General features: G+C 55.9%; 3 protein-coding genes and 2 pseudogenes. 2 read left to right on the top strand and 3 right to left on the bottom strand.

What is annotated here, in order from left to right:
* Together HKL97_RS09345 and HKL97_RS09340 are read right to left on the bottom strand one after the other, a co-directional pair.
* Nucleotides 1-427, bottom strand: a 427-nt coding sequence (locus HKL97_RS09345; RefSeq protein WP_291424665.1) for a helix-turn-helix domain-containing protein, incomplete at its 3' end; no start/stop codon positions are given.
* 182 nt (nt 428-609) lie between these two features.
* Nucleotides 610-858: pseudogene (locus HKL97_RS09340) on the bottom strand (integrase core domain-containing protein); the annotation flags it as partial.
* A gap of 94 nt (nt 859-952) precedes the next feature.
* Here HKL97_RS09340 and HKL97_RS09335 point away from each other — a divergent pair.
* Nucleotides 953-1,903: an IS5 family transposase gene (locus tag HKL97_RS09335; protein ID WP_363238673.1), complete on the top strand. Its 951-nt coding sequence runs from the start codon at nt 953-955 to the stop codon at nt 1,901-1,903.
* 199 nt (nt 1,904-2,102) lie between these two features.
* Here the strand turns inward: HKL97_RS09335 and HKL97_RS09330 are convergent.
* Nucleotides 2,103-2,384 (bottom strand): annotated as a pseudogene (locus HKL97_RS09330) (IS21 family transposase); the annotation flags it as partial.
* Here HKL97_RS09330 and HKL97_RS09325 point away from each other — a divergent pair.
* On the top strand, nt 2,381-2,557 hold the full coding sequence (locus tag HKL97_RS09325) for a hypothetical protein (RefSeq protein WP_291424667.1): 177 nt from the start codon (nt 2,381-2,383) through the stop codon (nt 2,555-2,557). The pseudogene HKL97_RS09330 and the gene HKL97_RS09325 overlap by 4 nt on opposite strands.
* The last annotated feature ends 51 nt before the right edge of the window (nt 2,558-2,608 follow it).

Below are 2,608 nucleotides of genomic sequence, written 5' to 3'. Positions count from 1 at the left end.
CGCGCTCGATCGCCTGGTGCAGTGGCTTCTGCGAGGTAATGCCAAGTTGAGCCAACAAGCGGCCAATCGATACGACGCTGAGTTTAACCCCGAACTTAGTCTTGATCGCCGAGGCCACCATCTCGCGCGTCCACAGCGCATATGCAAACTTAAGCTGCAGAGGGTTCTTCTGCGTTACCGTATCGTACACCCACTTCATTTGTTTGCCGCTTAACTTCGGCTGGCGGCCAGGAACCGGCTTCGACTTCAACGCGCCCCAGCCGCCGCGACGGTACATCGCTAGCCACTCGTAGATCGTGGTGCGGTTCAGGCCCAGTGCTTTGCCAACAACCTCGGGGCTCTCACCCTTCTGAACCAAACCAACCCCGCGAATGCGAAGCGCTTCCAGCGTCGCGTGGTCCAGTTTGCGGGCGTCATCGTCTCTCATAACGATAAAAGAATCCAACCCGACCCCTGGTGTCAAGTAAAATATGTCGGGATATCTACGTACTGATTAATAATGGCTGTTTAAAGTGGCGCAATGAAATCATTTAAGTCTCACACTTTTCGATAGCGTCTGCCAGCGTTGATGGTAATCCCATCGTTTTTAACGGGGCGTATTTGTAGAATTCACGCGGCGCGTTTGAGTTCTTGAACGGGTGTGGTCCCGCCTAAAGCCATATAGGGGCGTTCATTGTTGTACGTCCAGAGCCATTTCGTGGCGTAGTTTTGTGCCTCCTCTATGCTTTCGATGATGTACTGGTTCAGCCACTCATGCCGCACGGTCCTGTTGTAGCACTCGACATAGGCATTCTGCTGGGGCTTGCCCGGCTGGATATGACAGACGCTGATCTTCAACTTTTCAGCCCATGCCTGTTGATTTCCACTGAGATTTAAGGAACCTCTGCATAAGTTTCTGATTCCCTTATCAATTCGATTTTTGTAAATTGCCCCCGCATTGATGGGGGCGGCTTTGAAGCAAACGACATTTTCGACGGCTGGATTTGATCGGTACGCGAAGACGACGAAGCGCGCGGCGTTTTTGGCTGAGATGGATGCAGTGATCCCGTGGGCGGCACTCTGCGGCCTGGTTGAGCCATTTTATCCCAAGGGCGAGACCGGCCGGCGGCCTTTTGGCGTCGAGCGAATGCTGCGGATTTACTGCCTGCAGCAATGGTTCAACCTGTCTGACCCTGCTGCCGAAGAGGCGTTGTACGACTCGCTCTCGATGCGGCGGTTTGTCGGCATTGATCTTGGCCGCGAGCCGGTACCCGACGAGACGACCATCTGCCGTTTCCGGCATCTTCTGGAGGCGCATGATTTTGGTCGGCGGATGTTTGAATTCATTCACGAACATCTGGAGGCCAAAGGCTTGCGGCTTTCCAGCGGCACGATTGTGGACGCCACGATCATTCACGCGCCGAGTTCAACCAAGAACGAAGATAAAGCCCGCGACCCGGAGATGCACCAGACCAAGAAGGGCAACCAATGGTATTTCGGCATGAAGGCGCATTTTGGCGTCGACCGGCGGCGCAAAGTGATCCACTCGGTGGTGGCGACAGCGGCGAACGTGCATGACAGCGCGGTGCTGGGTGACCTGCTGCATGGCGAGGAGCGCGATGTCTGGGGTGACCAGGCGTATCAAGGCCAAAGCGAGGTCATCAAAGAGAAGGCGCCCAACGCGCGTGACCGCACCAACCGGCGCTACAGGAAATGCGGTGTTGTGAACGAAGCTGAGCGCGCCAGGAACCGAAAAAAATCCAAGGTGCGCTCCCGCGTCGAGCATGTGATCGGAGTCATCAAGCTGAAATTCGGCTTCACCAAGGTGCGGTATCGCGGCCTGGAGAAAAACGCTAACCGGCTGTTCGCAACCTGCGGGCTGGCAAATCTGTACATTCTTCGACATCAATTCCGCGCCGCATAGGATAGGTGCGCCCAAAATCAGCGGGAAACCGCCAAATCCCGAAAGCATCAAGGAAAACTCTAGCGGAAAGACCGTCAAAACATTCAGCAGACACTACGAAATCATGCTACGCAGAGGTTCCTTAACCCGGGTTGAAGGTATGTCCCGCGTTGCGAGGGACGGTCAAGATGCTGTGAATTTGTCATTTCTGGCTTTGGGTTTGTTGGCGCTTGAAGTTCAAGGGGCAGGTCGGCAACACACGCTTGGTATGCACGACAAAGCCGTCAAAGGTCCCCACCGGCATCAGGCTGGCGACTTCCGCGGCATGCACGTCGGCGATGGGGAGAGCGCGGTGCTGGATCTGCCCCCATTGCTCAAGGCAGTGTTCCTCAAGCCAGGCATTCAGGGCATTGAGGTCGGGGAAGCTGGGCATTGGCCGCCAGAACCGCCGCCGCGCATCTTGCATGTTCTTCTCAATTTGCCTCTTCTCCCAAGCAAATGCACGCCGACCTTGCCGGGCGGGGTTATGACGGATCCTACGGGCGGGTGGCGGCGTTTGTCCGTTGCTGGAAGGCTGACCGGCAGATCGAGCAGCAGACCAACGGCCGCGGTAACTTCGTGCCGTTGGCCTTTGCGTATCCCTACGGTGTGAACCGCCTTGTCTGTTGGGTGTGATCATCTGAAGCTGCGCTCTTAAGCTGAGCTTACGAGTGGAGTTAATTATAT

The organism is Acidocella sp. (assembly GCF_013044125.1).
GTDB lineage: Bacteria > Pseudomonadota > Alphaproteobacteria > Acetobacterales > Acetobacteraceae > Acidocella.
The sequence above is the reverse complement of the archived record's forward strand: the minus strand, read 5'-3'. Positions and strand labels throughout refer to the sequence as shown.

Excerpts from the sequence above, each read along its gene's own strand:
- HKL97_RS09325 (WP_291424667.1), top strand. The coding sequence starts at position 2,381 with ATGCACGCCGACCTTGCCGGGCGGGGTTATGACGGATCCTACGGGCGG.